The organism is Pseudomonas sp. PAMC25584 (genome assembly GCF_058135675.1).
In genome coordinates, this window is sequence record NZ_CM176870.1 from 1131961 (window position 1) to 1148525 (window position 16565).

Annotated in this window: 12 protein-coding genes; 10 read left to right on the forward strand and 2 right to left on the reverse strand. The window is 63.2% G+C overall.

The genetic code is table 11. The features are described from left to right. The first annotated feature begins 76 nt into the window (after positions 1 to 76). From ACS5Q8_RS05150 to dacB, 5 genes are all read left to right on the forward strand, one after another. Positions 77 to 547 carry a nuclear transport factor 2 family protein gene (locus ACS5Q8_RS05150; protein WP_443694648.1) on the forward strand — a complete coding sequence of 157 codons (471 nt, stop codon included), beginning with the start codon at positions 77 to 79 and terminating at the stop codon, positions 545 to 547. A gap of 36 nt (positions 548 to 583) precedes the next feature. Further along, positions 584 to 859: a GIY-YIG nuclease family protein gene (locus ACS5Q8_RS05155; RefSeq protein WP_247407777.1), complete on the forward strand. Its 276-nt coding sequence runs from the start codon at positions 584 to 586 to the stop codon at positions 857 to 859. 76 nt (positions 860 to 935) lie between these two features. After that, positions 936 to 1871, forward strand: a complete 936-nt coding sequence (locus ACS5Q8_RS05160; protein ID WP_465159889.1) for a glutathione S-transferase family protein — start codon at positions 936 to 938, stop codon at positions 1869 to 1871. Between the two features lie 111 nt (positions 1872 to 1982). Beyond that, positions 1983 to 4397, forward strand: a complete 2415-nt coding sequence (locus ACS5Q8_RS05165; RefSeq protein ID WP_465159890.1) for a TonB-dependent siderophore receptor — start codon at positions 1983 to 1985, stop codon at positions 4395 to 4397. 130 nt (positions 4398 to 4527) lie between these two features. Further along, positions 4528 to 5985 (forward strand): D-alanyl-D-alanine carboxypeptidase/D-alanyl-D-alanine endopeptidase, encoded by a 1458-nt coding sequence (gene dacB / locus ACS5Q8_RS05170; RefSeq protein ID WP_465159891.1) that lies wholly within the window; start codon positions 4528 to 4530, stop codon positions 5983 to 5985. Position 5986: 1 nt separating this feature from the next. Here dacB and ACS5Q8_RS05175 read toward each other — a convergent pair whose 3' ends face one another. Continuing rightward, the gene (locus ACS5Q8_RS05175; protein WP_426099682.1) at positions 5987 to 6766 is read right to left on the reverse strand and encodes an IclR family transcriptional regulator; all 780 of its coding nucleotides are present in this window, start codon (positions 6764 to 6766) and stop codon (positions 5987 to 5989) included. A 119-nt stretch (positions 6767 to 6885) separates the two neighbouring features. Between ACS5Q8_RS05175 and hmgA the strand changes: the two genes are divergently transcribed. Genes hmgA through maiA form a run of 3 tightly spaced genes read left to right on the forward strand, consistent with a single transcriptional unit; the run spans position 6886 to position 10116 of the window. Continuing rightward, the gene (gene hmgA, locus ACS5Q8_RS05180) at positions 6886 to 8169 is read left to right on the forward strand and encodes a homogentisate 1,2-dioxygenase (protein WP_465159892.1); all 1284 of its coding nucleotides are present in this window, start codon (positions 6886 to 6888) and stop codon (positions 8167 to 8169) included. A gap of 3 nt (positions 8170 to 8172) precedes the next feature. After that, positions 8173 to 9459 carry a fumarylacetoacetase gene (fahA, locus tag ACS5Q8_RS05185; protein ID WP_426099680.1) on the forward strand — a complete coding sequence of 429 codons (1287 nt, stop codon included), beginning with the start codon at positions 8173 to 8175 and terminating at the stop codon, positions 9457 to 9459. Positions 9460 to 9471: 12 nt separating this feature from the next. Next, positions 9472 to 10116 carry a maleylacetoacetate isomerase gene (gene maiA, locus ACS5Q8_RS05190; protein ID WP_465159893.1) on the forward strand — a complete coding sequence of 215 codons (645 nt, stop codon included), beginning with the start codon at positions 9472 to 9474 and terminating at the stop codon, positions 10114 to 10116. On the opposite strand, the gene ACS5Q8_RS05195 is transcribed toward maiA, so the two are convergent. Next, positions 10113 to 10916 carry a SirB1 family protein gene (locus tag ACS5Q8_RS05195; protein ID WP_276196623.1) on the reverse strand — a complete coding sequence of 268 codons (804 nt, stop codon included), beginning with the start codon at positions 10914 to 10916 and terminating at the stop codon, positions 10113 to 10115. The genes maiA and ACS5Q8_RS05195 overlap by 4 nt on opposite strands. Positions 10917 to 11101: 185 nt before the next feature. Between ACS5Q8_RS05195 and ACS5Q8_RS05200 the strand changes: the two genes are divergently transcribed. Further along, a complete protein-coding gene (locus ACS5Q8_RS05200) occupies positions 11102 to 12121 on the forward strand; it encodes a Leu/Phe/Val dehydrogenase (protein ID WP_465159894.1) in 1020 nt (339 codons plus the stop codon). A 160-nt stretch (positions 12122 to 12281) separates the two neighbouring features. Further along, on the forward strand, positions 12282 to 16565 hold the full coding sequence (locus ACS5Q8_RS05205; RefSeq protein WP_465159895.1) for an RHS repeat-associated core domain-containing protein: 4284 nt from the start codon (positions 12282 to 12284) through the stop codon (positions 16563 to 16565).

Below are 16565 nucleotides of genomic sequence, written 5' to 3' on the forward strand. Positions count from 1 at the left end.
CCGGCGAATGTTGGTAGCCTTGGCGCTGCGGGCGGCTTATCGTGCGCTATCTTTTCGACGCCAGCGGAGCCTGCCCATGAGTGATGCCCATAACGCCCTGATCAGCGAGTTCTACCGCGCGTTCCAGCGCCTTGATGCGCAAGCCATGGCCGCCTGCTACACCGACGACGTGGTGTTCAGCGACCCGGCGTTCGGCGAACTGCGCGGGCGTGATGCCGGGGATATGTGGCGCATGCTCACCACGCGGGCCAAGGATTTTTCCCTGAGCTTCGACCACGTGCGCAGTGATGACAGCACCGGCAGCGCGCATTGGGTGGCGACGTACCTGTTCAGCGCGACCGGCAACACGGTGGTCAACGACATCGGCGCGCGCTTCGTGTTTCGCGACGGCAAGATCTGCGAACACCACGACCACTTCGACCTGTGGCGCTGGTCGCGCCAGGCCCTGGGCATCAAGGGGTTGCTGCTGGGCTGGTCGCCCGCGCTGAAAAACGCCGTGCGCGCCCAGGCGCTCAAAGGCCTGAGGGCATTTCAGGCGAGTCGTTGATAAGATTGGCGCTCCTCTGGTTTGCCGAATCGACCCGTGACTGATCTTTCTGAAGCCAAACCCTGGTTCGTTTACCTAGTGCGTGCCGCCAACGGTTCGCTGTATTGCGGCATCAGCAATGACCCGGTGCGCCGGTTTGCCTCCCATCAAAGCGGCAAGGGCGCGCGGTTTTTCCTCTCCAGCCCGGCCGTCGCGCTGGTGTACACCGAGCAGTGCGCCAGCAAAGGCGAGGCGCTGCGCCAGGAGCGCCTGATCAAAAAATTGAAGAAGAGCGCCAAGGAGTGCCTGGCGGCGAGTGGCGCATTGATCTGATTGATGGGCGCCTATCTCACCCCTGCGCAGTTTTGCAGGCTAAGCTGACCGCTCATTTCATTGAGCGGAGCCTGGTATGTCTGAATTGATCCTGCACCACTACCCGCAGTCGCCTTTCGCTGAAAAAGCCCGCCTGCTCCTGGGCTTCAAGGGCTTGTCCTGGCGCTCGGTGCTGATCTCGCCGGTGATGCCCAAGCCGGACCTGGTGGCCCTCACCGGCGGCTACCGCAAGACCCCGGTGCTGCAGGCCGGCGCCGATATCTACTGTGACACGGCACTGATCGCCCACCGCCTGGAGCAGGAAAAAGCCGGGCCGGCGCTGTTTCCCCAAGGCCTGGAACTGGTCACCCAGGGTTTCGCCGCCTGGGCCGATTCGGTGGTGTTCGCCCATGCCGTGGCGTTGGTGTTCCAGCCTGAATCCCTGGCGGCCAAGTTCGCCAAAGTCCCGCCCGAAATGCTCAAAGTGCTGGTGGCCGACCGCGCCAAGCTGTTCAGCGGCGGCACCGCTGCCCGCCTGCATGTGGAGCAAGCCAAGCATCAATGGCCGGCGATCATCAGCCGTATCGACCAGCAATTGCAGCACCAAGAGGGCGATTTTCTGTTCGGTGAGCCGTCGATTGCCGACTTTGCCCTGGCCCATCCGCTATGGTTCCTCAAAGGCTCGCCGGTGACCGCGCCGTTGGTCGACGCGTATCCCGCCGTCGCCACCTGGCTCGACCGGGTACTGAGCTTTGGTCATGGCACCGCCGCCGAGATGAGCACCGAGCAAGCCCTGGACGTGGCGCGTCATGCCACCCCGGCGGCGTTGCCCGATGAAGTGTTCGAGGATTTGAATGGCTTCACGGCCGGCCAGCCGGTGAACATTGCGGCCACCGACTACGGCACCGACCCGGTGGCCGGTGAGTTGCTATTTGCCGGCCGCGAAGAACTGATCCTGCGCCGTACCGACGAACGCGGCGGCACCGTGCATGTTCACTTCCCGCGCTTGGGTTTTTGCATTCAGGCGCAATAAATCCAAATTATTTTCAACCTGAGGTGAGGTAAACCCAGCGCCCATCCGTGTAGTGCTTGAAACTGCGACTAATTCGCATTAACAGCGTTTTTCTACACGGATTCTCACAGCATGAAATCGACGGCGGGCGGTTGGGTTAAACAGTGGCTGGGAGCCTCGGTCTTGACGGTATCGGGGCTGGCGCTGCTGCCTCTGAGTGTGGCGCAGGCGCAGGAACAACAAAGCGCCCAGTTCAACTTTGCCCTGGCGGCCAAGCCGCTGCCCCAGGCGCTCAGCGATTTCAGCCGGGTCACCGGGCTCAGCGTGATCTATACCGACGAAGCCCCTTACGGTCTCAACGCTCCGGCCGTCAGCGGCCAGATGAGCGCGACCCAGGCCCTGCAACGCCTGTTGGGCGGCTCCGGTTTTACCTTCCGCCAGATCGACGCCCGCACGCTGGCCCTGGAGCCCGCGCCCAGCGACGGCGCGCTGAACCTGGGCGCCACCACCATCAGCGCGGTCGCCGAGCCCGCCGACAGCACCAGCTACCAGCCGCCGCCCACCAGCTCGGTGATGCGTTCGCGTGGTCTGCTGCTGGAGACCCCGCAAACCGTCAACGTAGTGCCCGCCCAAGTGTTGCGCGATCAACAGCCGCGCAACCTGGATGACGCCCTGGCCAATGTCAGCGGCATCACCCAGGCCAACACCCTCGGCAGCACCCAGGATGCGGTGATGCTGCGCGGCTTTGGCGACAACCGTAACGGCTCGATCATGCGCGACGGCATGCCGATTGTGCAGGGCCGGGCGCTGAACTCTACGGCTGAACGGGTTGAAGTGCTCAAGGGTCCGTCGTCGCTGCTGTATGGCATCCAGGACCCGGGAGGCGTGGTCAATATCGTCAGCAAAAAGCCGCAGTTGGTGCAGTCCACCTCCTTGACCGTCCGTGGCTCCACCTTCGGCAACGGCAAGAACGGCAGCGGTGGCAACCTCGACACCACGGGCCCCATCGGTGACAGCGGCTTGGCGTACCGCTTGATCGTCGACCACGAGGACGAAGATTACTGGCGCAACTTCGGCACGCACCGCGAGAGCATGATCGCGCCGTCCCTGGCCTGGTATGGCGATACCACCAAGGTGGTGTTCGCTTATGAGCACCGCGAGTTTCTCTCGCCGTTCGACCGTGGCACCGCCATCGACCCCAAGACCAATCACCCGTTGGACATCCCCGCCACCCGGCGCCTGGATGAGCCGTTCAACAACATGGAAGGCCGCTCCGACCTGTATCGCTTCGAGGCCGATCACGAGCTGAACGACGACTGGACGGCGCACGTCGGCTACAGCTGGAACCGCGAGACCTACGACGCCAGCCAGGTCCGCATCGCCTCGGTCAATACCGACGGCACCTTGACCCGCAGCATGGACGGTACGCGTGGCGCATTGACCACCGACCGCTTCGCCACGGCCAGTTTGGAAGGCAAGGTCAAGCTCGGCGGCATGCAGCATGATCTGGTGTTCGGCCTCGACGATGAGTACCGCAAGATCTATCGCGCCGAACTGATCCGTCAGTCGCAGCGCAGTGCCTTCAGCTACGTCAACCCGGTGTATGGCAACGATGTGCAAGGCACCACGGTGAGCGCCAAGGACAGCGCGCAGACCGACTTGCTGCGCAGTGATTCGCTGTTCTTGCAGGACGCCATCCACCTGACCGACCAGTGGATCCTGGTGGCCGGCGCGCGCTATCAGATGTACGACCAATACGCCGGCAAAGGCGTGCCGTTCAAGGCCAATACCGACGGCAATGGCCAGAAATGGGTGCCGCGTGCTGGCCTGGTGTACCGCTACACGGACGAACTGTCGTTTTACGGCAGCTACACCGAGTCGTTCAAACCCAACTCGACCATTGCCGCGCTGAACGATGGCAGCGTGCTCCAGGGCAACCTGCAGCCGGAAGAATCCAAGGCCTGGGAGCTGGGAACCAAGCTCGATATGCCGGGGCGTATCACCGCCAGTGCGGCATTGTTCGATATCACCAAGCGCAATGTGTTGGTGTCCGAGACCGTCAGTGGGGAAACCGTCTACAGCGTGGCGGGCGAAGTGCGCTCCCGTGGCCTGGAACTGGACGCCAGCGGCCAGCTCAGCGACCGCTGGAGCCTGATCGGCAGCTATGCCTTTACCGATGCTGAAGTCACCAAGGACCCGGCGCTGCAAGGCAAGCGCCTGCAGAACGTGGCCAAGCACACCGGTTCGTTGTCGGCGGTGTATGACGTCGGCAGCCTGCTCGGCGGCGATGATCTGCGCGTCGGTGCCGGTGCGCGTTACGTCGGCCAGCGCGAAGGCGATGCCAAGAACAGCTTCAATCTGCCGGGGTATACCGTGGCTGATCTGTTTGCCAGCTACGACACTAAAATCGAAGGGCAGAAGGTCAAGTTTCAGGTCAACGTGAAGAACTTGTTCGATCGCACCTACTACACCTCGGCCGCCAGCTCGGTGTTTGTGTCGATGGGGGATGCGCGGCAGGTGTCGGTGTCCAGTACGTTGGAGTTTTGAGCCTGTGGCGAGGGCGGTTGTCGAGCCTGTCAGGGGCGCTTCGTCCCCCAGCGGGAGCAAGCTCCCTCGCCACAAACGGCATGAGCTGTTAGCGTTGCCGCCACTGATGGCTTTGTGGAAAACGGTATTGATGCAGTTTGGACGAAGGTTACACACCGGCGCGATGCTGGTCTGCTTGAGCTTTTTACTGGGTGGCTGCGCCAGCGTTTCGTCGACCTCCAACTCTTCAACCCTGGACCACCTGTTGGCCGACCCGGCCCTGAACGGCGCCACGGTTTCGGTCATGGTGCGCGACGCCCGCAGCGGCGACACGCTCTATCAACACAACCCGCGCACGCGGTTGGTGCCGGCCTCCAACCTCAAGCTGCTGACCACCGCGGCGGCGATGGATGTGCTGGGCCCGCAGTATCGGTTTTCCACCCAACTGCTGAGCGACGGCACGCAGCAAGGCGAGCGCCTGAGCGGCAACCTGTACCTGCGCGGCCTGGGCGACCCGACCACGCAGTTCGCCGATTACCAGGCACTCGCCGCGCAACTGGCCAGCCAGGGCGTGCGTCAGGTGCAGGGCGACCTGGTGTTTGACGACAGCTGGTTCGATGCGCAGCGCCTCGGCGTGGATTGGGCTCAGGACGATGAAAGCACCTACTATGGCGCGCAGATTTCGGCGCTGACCGTGTCGCCCAATTCCGATTTTGATGCGGGCACGTTGATCGTCACGGCCACGGCGCCAGTGAGCCCCGGCCAGCCGGTCAGTGTGGCGATCAGCCCGGCCACTGATTACGTGCAACTGAGCAACCGTGCGGTGAGCGGCTCCGGCAACAGCTATGGGATTACCCGCCAGCACGGCACCAACCTGCTGCAACTCACGGGTGCGCTGGCGCCGGGCAAGCACAGTCGGCAATGGGTGAGTGTGTGGGAGCCGACGCAACTGGTGGCCAATCTGTTTGAACAGGCATTGGCGCAGCAGGGCATCCAGGTGCTGGGCCGGCGCGTGATCGGGGGGGCAAGCCCGGCGACGGCCAGGCTGCTGGCGGAGCATCAATCGGCCCCGTTGCAGGAACTGATCACGCCGCTGCTCAAACTCTCGAACAACAACATGTCCGAAGCCTTGCTCAAGGCCATGGGCCGCAAGACCGCGAACGCAGGAACCGCGCAGGCGGGCGTGGCGGCGGTGGCGGCCTTCATGCAGCGCCAGGGGTTGGACCCGGCGAGCCTGAATCAGGTGGACGGTTCGGGTTTGTCGCGGCGCAATCTGGTGTCGGCGCAGACGCTCACCGACCTGCTGTTAGCGACATCCAAACAGCCGTGGTTCGAGGCTTGGTACAACGCCTTGCCGATTGCCGGCAACCCCGAGCGCATCAGCGGCGGCAGCCTGCGTTATCGCCTGCGCGGCACGCCAGCGCAAAACAACTTGCACGCCAAGACCGGCTCCATGGGCGGCGTGTCGTCATTGAGCGGTTACATCACTGATGCCCACGGGCGGCGCCTGGTGTTTTCGATGATCAGCAACAACTACCTGAGCGACGCGGCACCGATCCGCGCCCTGGAGAACCGTCTGGCCGTTGCCCTGACGCAATGGCACGACTGATTCAGGGCTGGTAGCCCATCCGCCAACTCACCGCCCGGGTCGCCGCCAGCAAGCGCTGCGCCGCCGGGCCATCTTCATCGGCATGGAACAGCGAGGTGGGGCCAACCACGGTCATCACCGCCGCGACCTGGCCGACCGCGTTGAACACCGGCGCCGACAACGCATCCACACCGGGCATCAGCAGGCCATGCACAAAGTGCAAGCCACGTGCGCGGATCTGTTCGCACGCGCTGGCGTAGGCCTGGTCGTCCGCCAGGGCGTGTGCGATGCCGGCCTGGATCTCGCGCTCGCGCAATTCGACGGTTTCTCGCGACGGCAAAAAGGCACTGAACACCAGCCCGGTCGACGAACTGAGCAGCGGCAACACCGAGCCCAGTTGCGTCACTACCGTTACCGCGCGCACCGCCGGTTCGATCTGCACCACGGTCGCGCCCTGGTTGCCCCACACCGCCAGGAAGCAGGTTTCATTCAACTCATCACGCAGCTCGGCCAGGGGCAGGGCGCCGACTTTGAGCACGTCCATGCTGCCCAGCGCGGCGAGGCCCACGCGCAATGCTTCGCGGCCCAGGCCGTAATGGTTGGTGGTGCTGTTCTGCTCGGCGAAGCCCGAGGCGATCAGGGCCTGGAGATAGCGGTGAACCTTGCTCGCCGGCATCTGCACATGCTCGGCCAGGCGCGACAGCGACGTGGAGGGCGACAGTTCGGCCAGGGCCTTGAGGATGTCGGTGCCCACTTCGGCCGAGCGGACTTTTTGTTTACCGGTGTCGCGGGGCTTTTCCATGGGGCAACGGGAATCCGAGAGATGAGTGGGCGTCTTTATAGCTTGACGGTCGACAGTGATCAAATTACGTTATGCGTAACTGGATTACGATAAAAACAACTTCCGTCAGAGGATGATCCATGAACCTCGAATACCTGTCGGGCTTCGGTAATGAATTCGCCAGCGAAGCCCTGCCCGGCGCGCTGCCGGTCGGCCAGAATTCCCCGCAAAAAGCCCCTTACGGCCTGTACACCGAACTGTTCTCCGGCACGGCCTTCACCATGCTGCGCAGCGAAGCGCGTCGCACCTGGCTGTACCGCATTCAGCCGTCGGCCAATCATCCGGCGTTCGTCAAACTGGAGCGGCAACTGGCGGGTGGGCCGCTGGGCGCGGTGACGCCGAATCGGCTGCGCTGGAACCCGTTGGCGTTGCCGAGCGAGCCGACCGACTTCGTCGATGGCCTGGTCGGCATGGTGGCCAATGCCGGGGCGGACCAACCGTCGGGCATCAGCATTTACCATTACTGTGCCAACCGTTCGATGGAGCGCGTGTTCTTCAACGCCGATGGCGAGTTGTTGATCGTCCCTGAGCAGGGCCGTTTGCGCATCGCCAGTGAACTCGGCGTGCTGGAAGTCGAACCGTTGGAAATCGTCGTGCTGCCACGCGGCCTGAAATTTCGCGTCGAACTGCTGGATGCGCAAGCGCGCGGGTATGTCGCGGAAAACCACGGCGCCCCGTTGCGCCTGCCCGACCTCGGCCCGATCGGCAGCAACGGCCTGGCCAATCCGCGTGACTTTCTCACCCCGGTTGCCCACTACGAAGACCGCAAGCAGCCGACAACGCTGGTGCAGAAATTTCTCGGCGAACTGTGGGCCTGCGAGCTCGACCATTCGCCCCTCAATGTCGTCGCCTGGCATGGCAACAACGTGCCGTACAAATACGACCTGCGCCGGTTCAATACGATTGGCACCGTGAGCTTTGATCACCCCGACCCGTCGATCTTCACCGTATTGACCTCGCCGACCAGCGTACACGGCCTGGCCAACCTCGATTTCGTGATCTTCCCGCCGCGCTGGATGGTGGCCGAGAACACCTTCCGGCCGCCGTGGTTCCACCGTAACCTGATGAACGAATACATGGGCCTGATCCACGGCGCCTACGACGCCAAGGCCGAAGGTTTCCTGCCCGGCGGCGCGTCGCTGCACAGTTGCATGAGCGCCCACGGGCCGGATGGCGAGACCTGTACCAAGGCGATCAATGTCGAGCTGGCCCCGCACAAGATCGATGACACCATGGCGTTCATGTTCGAGACCAGCCAAGTGCTGCGCCCGACCCGCTTCGCCCTGGACTGCCCGCAACTACAATCTGCTTATGACGCGTGCTGGGCCGCGCTGCCCGTCACCTTCAACCCGAACCGGAGATAACCCATGACTCAACCAACGCTTGCCCGCAGCTGGGTATCCTCCGCTAACGGTCACGGCGATTTCCCTCTGCAAAACCTGCCGCTGGGCGTGTTCAGTATCAACGGCTCGGCACCGCGCAGTGGCGTGGCAATTGGCGACTGCATTCTCGACTTGTTGGCCGCTCGCGATGCGTTTGACGGGGAAGCGCTGCGTGCCGTCGACGCCACCGCCGGCGGGCAGTTGAATGCGTTCTTCGAATTGGGCCGGGGCCCGCGCGTGGCCCTGCGCGAGCGCCTGCTGGAACTGCTCGGGGAGGGCAGCCCGCTGCAGGCGCGTGAGGCCGACGTGCTGCACCGCGCCGCCGATTGCCAGATGCACCTGCCCGCCAAGATCAATGACTACACCGACTTCTACGTCGGCATCGAACATGCGCAGAACGTCGGCAAACTGTTCCGCCCCGACAACCCGCTGCTGCCCAACTACAAGTACGTGCCGATCGGTTATCACGGCCGTGCGTCGACCATCCGCCCGTCCGGCACCGAGGTGCGCCGCCCCAAAGGCCAGACCCTGCCGGCCGGCCAGACCGAGCCGACATTCGGCCCCTGCGCACGCCTGGACTATGAGCTGGAGCTGGGCATCTGGATCGGCCAGGGCAACGCCATGGGCGACTCGATTGCGATTGGCGATGCGGCCGAGCACATCGCCGGTTTCTGCCTGCTCAACGATTGGTCGGCGCGCGATATCCAGGCCTGGGAATACCAACCGCTGGGGCCGTTCCTGTCGAAGAGTTTCATCACCAGCATCTCGCCGTGGGTGGTGACGGCCGAAGCACTCGCGCCGTTCCGCCAGGCCCAACCGGCGCGCCCCGAGGGCGACCCGCAACCGCTGCCGTACCTGCTGGATCAACGCGATCAGGCAGCGGGCGGTTTCGATATCGAACTGGAAGTGCTGTTGACCACGGCGTCGATGCGTGAACAGAACCTGCCGGCCCAGCGCCTGACCCTGAGCAACACCCGGCACATGTACTGGACCGTGGCGCAAATGGTTGCGCACCACAGCGTCAACGGTTGCCAGTTGCAGGCCGGTGATCTGTTCGGTTCGGGCACCTTGTCCGGGCCGCTGTCGGGGCAGTTCGGCAGCCTGCTGGAGATCACCGAAGGCGGCAAGAAGCCGATTGAACTGGCGTCGGGCGAGGTGCGTAAATTCCTCGAAGACGGTGATGAAATCATCCTGCGCGCCCGTTGCAGTCGCGACGGTTTTGCCGCCATCGGCTTCGGCGAATGCCGCGGCACCGTGGTCGCGGCGCGCTGAGAGGGGCGGGCGATGGAACTCTACACTTACTATCGGTCCACTTCGTCGTACCGGGTGCGGATTGCGCTGGCGCTCAAGGGCCTGGATTTCACTGCCGTGCCGGTCAACCTGCTGGTGCCGGCGGGCGGTGCCAATCGCCAGCCGGACTACCTGGCGATCAACCCGCAAGGTCGCGTCCCGACTTTACGCACCGATGATGGCGAACGGTTGATCCAGTCGTCGGCGATCATCGAATACCTGGAGGAACGTTATCCACAGCCGCCGCTGCTGTCCCCCGACCTGGCGACCCGCGCTCACGAGCGCGCGGTGGCGTCGATCATCGCCTGCGACATTCACCCGCTGCACAATTCCAGCACCCAGAACCTGCTGCGGCAGTGGGGCCATGATGAAACGCAAGTGCTGGCCTGGATTGGTCATTGGATCAGCCAGGGCTTGGGCGCGGTCGAGCAGTTGATTGGCGATCGCGGGTTTTGTTTTGGCGAGCGGCCGGGGCTCGCGGATGCGTTTCTGATCCCGCAGTTGTATGCGGCCGAGCGCTTCCATGTGTCGTTGGCGGCGTATCCGCGCATCGGGCGGGTGGCGGCGTTGGCGGCGCAGCAGCCGGCGTTTATCCACGCGCACCCCGCGAACCAGCCCGACACGCCTAAGGGGGCTTAGTGCACCACTGAATTGGGCGGCAGATGCCCCAGCCGTTCGGCCAGGCGCAGGCGCTGGATCGGGTCGTCGCTGAGCAGCAGCGCGTGCTCCAGGTCGAAACGCTCGGCGCTTGGGCAATCCAGGCGTTGATACAGGCTGGCCCGCGCCAGGTAATCGGCGGCGCTGGCATGGCCCAGATCCAGCACGCGCTCGGCGTCGATCAGGGCCGCCAGCGGGTCGTCATTGGAAAGGTACAACTGGCGCAGGTTGCGTGACAGCCGTTGCAGGATAGAGCGTGGGGTGGCGGTGTGCAGGTGGTCGGCCTGCAACTTGAGGTTGGGGCCGTATTGGCGTTGCAACAGGTCGCGGCAATCGTTGGGGTACAGGCGGCGACCGCCACAGGGGTCGAGCAGGTGATCGGCGCCGGGCACCCGCAGCAGGAAGTGGCCGGGGAAGTTGACGCCGACCATGGGGATATTCAGGCGTCGCGCCAATTCCATCGCGATCAGGCCCATGGCCAGGGGTTGTCCGCGCTTGCGCTGCAACACCTTGTCCAGCAGGGCTGCGGCGGGGCGCAGCGGGGTGAAGTCATCCTGGGCGAACCCCAGGTCATTCAGGCGCCGCAACAGCGGTTGGCCGAGTTCATCCGCCGGCAACAGGGGCATGCCCAGGCTGACTTGCTGTTCGAGCGCGTTGAGGTCCTGCAAGATCAGCAGCGGGTGCACCGCCGCATCATGCTCGGCGGCAATCCACAGCGCGGCTTCAAACAGCGCAGGGGGTGAACGTTCCAGGCAGGCGAAAAAGGCGTGGCGGGGGTTCATTGCATTCTCCGGCGGATGCTCCCGTTTTAGCCTTGCTGTGAATTTTCGTCTAGTAGCTTGATAGAAATCCTACTTGCTTATGTCGCATGGCCCACAAAACCGGGCGGCTTATTCCAGCGCACTTCGGCAGTTTTCTGCCGCCCGCCTATACTTGGCGACACCAGAAGTGATTCGGGAGCTTGACGATGTTTGCTCTCATGCACAGCACCCGCCTTGAATCGCTGCACCTGAGCATCGACCCGATGACCGGGTTGAAGGCGGTCATAGCCATCCACAACAGCCGCCTTGGGCCCGCTTTGGGCGGTTGTCGTTACCTCGCGTATCCCGATGACGAAAGCGCGGTGGCCGATGCTGCGCGCCTGGCCCAAGGCATGAGCTACAAGGCCGCCCTGGCCGGTTTGCCGGTGGGCGGCGGGTGCGCCGTGATCCTGCGCCCGGCCCATGTGGAAAGTCGCGCGGCCCTGTTTGAAGCCTTTGGGCGGTGTGTCGAGCAACTTGACGGCCGCTATATCACCGCCATCGACAGCGGCACCTCGGTGGCCGACATGGATTGCATTGCCCAGCACACCCGCTTCGTCACCAGCACCACCGCTGCCGGCGACCCCGCCCCCCATGCCGCCATGGGCGTATTCGCCGGCATCCGCACCACCGCCATGGCGCGCCTGGGCAGCGACAATCTCGAAGGTCTGCGCGTGGCGATCCAGGGCCTGGGCAACGTCGGTTACGCCCTCGCCGAACAACTGCACGCCGCCGGCGCCGAACTGCTGGTCAGCGACATCGACCATGGCAAGGTGCAACTGGCCATGGAACAACTTGGCGCGCACCCGATCGCCAACGAGGCCTTGCTCAGCACCCCCTGCGACATCCTCGCGCCCTGCGGCCTCGGCGCGGTGTTCAATCGCAACAGCGTCGGCCAACTGCGCTGCGCCGCCGTGGCCGGTTCCGCGAGTGCGCAACTGACCAACCTGCAAGTGGCCGACCAACTGGAAGGGCGTGGCATCCTCTACGCCCCGGACTACGTGATCAACTCCGGCGGCCTGATCTACGGCGCCCTCAAATACAGCGGCGCCGAACTGCCGACCATCACCGCGCACCTGTCGAACATCGGCACGCGCCTGACCGAAATCTTCGCCCACGCCCAGGCCGAAAAGCGTTCACCTGCACGGGTGGCCGATGAACTGGCTGAGCGTCTGCTTTACCGATAGGCCACGCATTAAAAACGATGGGCACTGGTAAATCGGGAGCGGAAGCCCCTCCGCTCCGCCTGCTTTGGGAAAATTCTTACGCCTCTCTCGGAAAGTCTCACCTGAGCAACACGTTAGTCGCGTGATTTGATTCCGGCCTTTTCAGGCAGGGATTGCAGACATGACTGACGCGTTTTGGGCCGCCCGCGAAGGCGACGCGCTGCTGCACACCTCAATGATGGCCGATGTTCTCGGCGGTGTGCTGGAAGTCGCGGCCTATGCCGCCATCACGTCCGTGGGCTGCCTGGCCGCCGGCGCGTTGATCGCTGCAGCGACCGGCGTGACCATCGCCACTGGCGGCGTTGGCTGCGTCGCCCTGGGGCTGGCGGTCGGCGCTGTGATGGGGATCACCGCCGGGCTCTCGGGGGCTGACGTGAAGATCTCCAGTTGGTGCGAAACCGCCGCCAACTGGGTTTTTCCGCCGGTGATCGAGGCCTTTATCAGCAGCGGCTCAGACGACGTTTTCATCAATGGCAAACCGGCGGCCAGGGCGGCCGGAAAGATGATGGCTGTGCCGGTCGCGGCCAGTGAGCCACCGGCCCCCAGTTTTCTGGACATGGCACAGGGATTTTTCTCACAACTGTGGCGCCCGACGGTCGCCACACCCGCTGCCGGTACCGTGCCGTGTCCGCTGGACACGGTCGCCTGCACCAAGCACCCGCCCATGCCCGAGCAATTCATTGCCGAGGGTTCCAGTTCGGTCTTCATCAACGGGCAACCGGCCGCACGCAGCGGTGACCGCAGCACGTGTGACGCCAAGATCGGCAGCGTCGAGGGGCTGATTTCTGCCGATGTGCGTATCGGTGGCGACCCCGTCGTGGTGCGCGAAATTCGCAGTGGAAAGACACCGGGCGTCGGCTTGGCGATTGCCGCGCTGCTTGCGCTACGCGGCAATGTGAAAGGCTTTAGGAGCACATTGCCGTGCCTGGTCGGCGGCGCGGCGGTGGGCGGAGCCGTGGCCTATGGAACCAGCAAAATCACCTCGGCACTCAACAGCGCGGTCAACGGCACGCCCAACCCGGTGCATAGCCCGACCGGGGCCAAAATCCTCGGCGCCGAAGAAGAACTGGACTTCGTCCTGCCAGGCCTGCTCCCCATCGACTGGCAGCGCTTCTACAGCAGCCTTGACCAACGCCACGACGGCCTTTTCGGCGCCGGCTGGAGCGTTGCCTATGAGGTCGCCGTCGAGATCGATAACGATGAACACCTCACCTACATCGATGAGCAGGCGCGCCGTATAGACATCGGCTACATCCCGTTGTCAGGCGGCGCCTTCAGCACCGGCGAAGGCCTTGCGGTCCGGCGCAGCGCCGACGGCGCCATCCTGATCGAAAGTATCGACGGCCTGTATCGGCTCTTCGAACCCGACCCTCTGAACCCCTCGCGGATGCGCCTGCATCTGCTGGGTGATCGTAATGAAGGGCGCATCTTTCTGGATTACGACGCGCAAGGGCGCCTGTGTCGCCTGCGCGACAGCCACGAGCTGATGCACGTCGACGTGAGCTACACCGTCGAGCATCCGCGGCGCGTGAGCCATATCGAGCGCCGTTACCTGCACCGGCAACATTTTGCTGGGCGCAGCGACGTGCTGGTCAGCTATCGCTACGACACCCACGGCGACCTGGCCGAAGTCCTCGACGCACAAGGCACGAGCCAACGACGTTTTGCTTACGACCGCGCGCGGCGCATGGTCGAACACCAACTGCCGAGTGGCTTGCGTTGCTTCTACCAATGGCGCGCAGTGCCCGGCCCGCACGGTGAAGAATGGCGCGTCAGCCGGCATTGGACCGATGCCGGCGATGCATTCACCTTCGACTACGACCTCGATGCCGGTATCACGCGCGTCACCGATGGCCTGAAACGGGTCAGCACCCGCTATTGGAACCCGCAGTACCAGATCACCCGCTACGTCGATAACCTGGGCCATACGTGGCAGTTCGAATGGAGCGAAGATCGCCAATTGCTCGGCGCGATTGATCCGCAAAACGGCGAGTGGCGCTTCAGTTACGACGAATCCGGCAACCTGAGCGCAGTGACCGATCCACTGGCCAGGATCAGCAACACCCAGTGGCTGGCGCATTGGGCATTGCCCGAAGTGGAAACCGACCCGGCGGGTAACCGTTGGCATTACCGCTACGACCGGCATGGCAACTGCATCGAAGAGATCGATCCGCTGGGCAACCGCACCCGCTATGTCTATGACGATTTCGGCCAGCCGGTGCAGATCATCGATGCCACCGACAAAACCCGGAAGCTGCACTGGGACGAGTGGAGCCAACTGATCGAGGAAGTGGATTGCTCGGGCTACGCCACCGGCTACCAGTACGATGCGTTCGGCAATGTGCTGGTGCACACCAATGCTGAAGGTGAGTCGGTGCGCTATCAGTACAGCCCGCAAGGGTTGTTGCTGGAATGCCGACTTCCGGACGGGCGCCTTGAGCATTTCCAGCGCAACGCCAGTGGTTATCTGACGGGCTATGTCGACCCCGCCGGCAACACGTCCCGCTATGCCTACGACCGGCGCGGCCAGGTCAAACAACGCTGGGACGCGCATAACCGCTGCGTCACCTTCGATCACGACGCCTACGGGCGACTGCTGAAACTGACCAATGAAAACGGCGAAAGCTATCGCTTTGAGTGGGACGCGGCCGATCGCCTGGTGCAGCAACAAGACCTCGACCACAGTCGGCGCTGCTATGCCTATGACCCGCTGGATAACGTCGTCGCCGTAGGTTACCTGCCGGGAAGCGAAGGCGAGGCGGTAGACGCGCTGACACACCAGCTCCAACGCGACCCGCTCGGGCGCCTGGTCAGCAAAGTCACCGCCGACGGCACCACCGTTTATAAGCACGACCTGAACGACCAACTGGTCGCGGTCACCTTCACCGCTCTCGACGGTCGCGAGCAAGCACTTGGCTTTAGCTATGACGCGCTGGGGCAACTGCTCGAAGAACACAGCTCGGCGGGGTGTCTGCAACGCCATTACGACGAATTGGGCAACCTGACTCAAACCCACTTGCCTGACGGACGCTGGCTCAATCGCCTGTACTACGGCAGCGGCCATCTGCATCAGCTGAATCTCGACGGCCACGTCATCAGCGACTTCGAACGCGACCGCCTGCACCGCGAACTGCAACGCACTCAGGGTCAACTCAGAACAAATACCGACTATGACCGCAGTGGCCGGGTCCGCTCACGCCGGCGTCGCAGCATCGACCAACCGTGGCAGTTGCCGCCATTGGTCGAAACCCACTACAGCTACGACCCCAGCGACAACCTGATCGGACGCCGCCGTACCGACCGCCAAGAGCACCTGGCCTACGACAGTAGCGGACGTATCCTCGTCAGCCAACAAATAGGCCGGATCGAAACCTATGCCTACGATGCGGCAGCCAACCTGCTCGACGGGCCACAACAAGGCGGCCTGGTACGGCATAACCGGCTGCTGACGTATCAAGACAAGCGCTATACCTACGACGCTTTGGGGCGAATGGTTGAAAAGCGCAGCGCTGTGCGTGGTTTGCAGCGCTTTGCCTACGACGCCGAAAGCCGGTTGATTGAAGTGCGCAATGAAAACGGCAGCGTGGTCAGGATGGCCTACGACCCGCTGGGTCGGCGCATTGAAAAAACTGAACATGACAGCGATGGCTATCCGCTGGGCGAAACCCGGTTCACCTGGGATGGCCTGCGGTTGTTGCAGGAGCATAAACACAGTCAGACCAGCCTTTATCTCTACGATGGCGACAGCTACGAGCCACTCGCCAGGGTCGACGGCGAAGGTGAACACCAACGCGTGCGGTATTACCACAACGACCTGAACGGCTTGCCGGAGCAACTCACCGAGGCCGACGGCCATGACGTCTGGCGAGCGACTTATCGGGTGTGGGGCAATACGCGGGAGGAGGTGCGGGAACCTTACTTCATTGAAGAGCAGAATTTGCGGTTTCAGGGGCAGTATCTGGATCGGGAGACTGGGCTGCATTTTAATACGTTTAGGTTTTATGATCCCGATATAGGTCGCTTCACGACCCCAGATCCCATTAGCCTGGTCGGAGGATTCAACCTTTATCAGTACGCGGTGAATCCAACAGGGTGGTTTGACCCGTGGGGGCTCTCAGCCTGCGCGCCGACGCACCACATCGCCACCAATAAACATGCGAAATGGACCCCTAAATACCGCGTGCTGTTTGAGAAAAATGGGTTGGGTAAATTCAAAAACGGCAAGTCTCGCAAAGACGTCCTCAATGACCCACTCAACAAAGTAGACGTGCCTGGGCACAAAGGCCCACACCCTAAGAACATGCATGCAGAAATTCATAAACGGTTGAAAAGCGCCAGCAGAAAAGGGCAGGATCAGTTTAAAGCGGAGCTCGCAGAGCTTAGAAAGGAAGCATTGGACCGGTAA